This window comes from Roseateles sp. P5_E11 (assembly GCF_054049355.1).
Genome location: NZ_JBFUMO010000953.1, coordinates 1 through 1,451, shown reverse-complemented (window position 1 = coordinate 1,451; position 1,451 = coordinate 1). Strand labels below are relative to the sequence as shown.

Annotated in this window: 2 protein-coding genes; both read right to left on the bottom strand. The window is 66.9% G+C overall.

All coding sequences use genetic code 11. The features are described from left to right. The coding region (locus ACXJKR_RS32425) for an efflux RND transporter periplasmic adaptor subunit (RefSeq protein WP_457326354.1) at positions 1 to 801 on the bottom strand (801 nt) is incomplete at its 3' end. 296 nt (positions 802 to 1,097) lie between these two features. After that, on the bottom strand, positions 1,098 to 1,451 hold a 354-nt coding region (locus tag ACXJKR_RS32420; protein WP_457326353.1), incomplete at its 5' end, for an NUDIX domain-containing protein.

The following is a 1,451-nucleotide window of genomic DNA, read 5'->3' as shown; positions in this document are numbered from 1 at the left end:
GAGCTCGACCTGACGCGTCGTCGCATTGGCAGCGGCATCGATGCGGGCCAGCTTGCCGCGGAACTCCGCGTCGCCAAAGCCGTTGATGCGGAAGGACACCGGCTGGCCAAGCTTGAGCTCGCCCAGGCGATCGGCCGAGACCTGGCCTTCGAAGCGCATCGACGCCGGGTCGATGACCTTGATGAGTTCGCGGCCGATCTGCACGGTGTCGCCGACGGAGATCTTTCGCTCGCTGACGACGCCATCGAACGGCGCGCGGATCTCGGTGCGCGAAACCTGCTGGCGGGCCGTGACGGCGCGCGCCTTGGCTGCGGCCAACTCGCTCTGGGCGGCGTTGCGGCGCACCTCGGCGTCTTCCAGGCCTTGCATGGAAATCATGCCCTGCTGGTTCAGCGTGCGCTGGCGGGCCAGCACGCGCTCGGTCTGCTCGAAGCTCTGTTGGGCGGCGCGCAGCGCCTCATCGGCCGAGGTCAGGCCGTCGCGGATGGAGGTGGGGTCCAGTCGGATGATGAGATCACCCGCGCGCACACGTTCGCCGTTGTCCTTGGCCACCTGCAGCACGACGGCGGCCACTTCGGCACGCAGGTCGGCACGGCGGGCCGGCTGGATGGCGCCCGTGATGACGGGCGCGCCGATCAGGCCGCTCTGGCCAACCTGACGCAGATCCTCGGGCGCGAGCAGCAGCGGCGCAGACGTCTTGGCCGCGGCGCCCTTGGCCTCATCGGGCTTGCCACCCTTGCCGCAAGCGGTAAGGGCCAGGGCCAATGTCAATGCGGTCAGGGTCAGCGATGCACGCGTCATGGAGACAAGCTTTCTTCGAAAGGGCAAAGGTCGGACGGCTCAAACGCCGGAGCTTAACGGTCTGGCAACACGGCGCCAGAGGTCATGTACGAAACGGAAGAACTTTCGGGCCGAGCGCCGGGCCTGCCGTGGGCCAGAGGCCCATGGCCTTCCGTAGGCACAAGCAGTCCGCAGGGACTTCTTGTGTCCGACTCCAGTTCACCTGGTCGGCCCGCCTGGCGATGTGCATGCGGCTTGACGCTGCATGCGTCGCCGTCTCCCTGGAACCGGCCAAGGTATGCCTTGGACGAGGGGCGCTACTTTAGCCAGTCCAGCGCCCAGGCACCCTGCTGCCAGCGCTGCAGCCACAGCAGGCCGATCAGGGTCTTGGCATCGGTCAGCTCGCCTTGGGCGGCGAGGCGGTCGAGATCGTCGACCGTGTGTGTGACAAGCTCGAGAAACTCGCCCTCGTCCAACTTCTGCTCGCCCTTGTTCAGGCCACGCGCGAAGTAGATGTGGATGCCTTCATCCGAGTAGGCGATTGCGTTGTGTAGTACACYGGCATAGGCCCATTCGGTGGCGCTGTAGCCGGTCTCCTCCAGCAGCTCACGGCGACCGCAGACCAGCGGGTCTTCGCCGGCGTCGAGCTTGCCGGCCGGGAACTCCAGCAT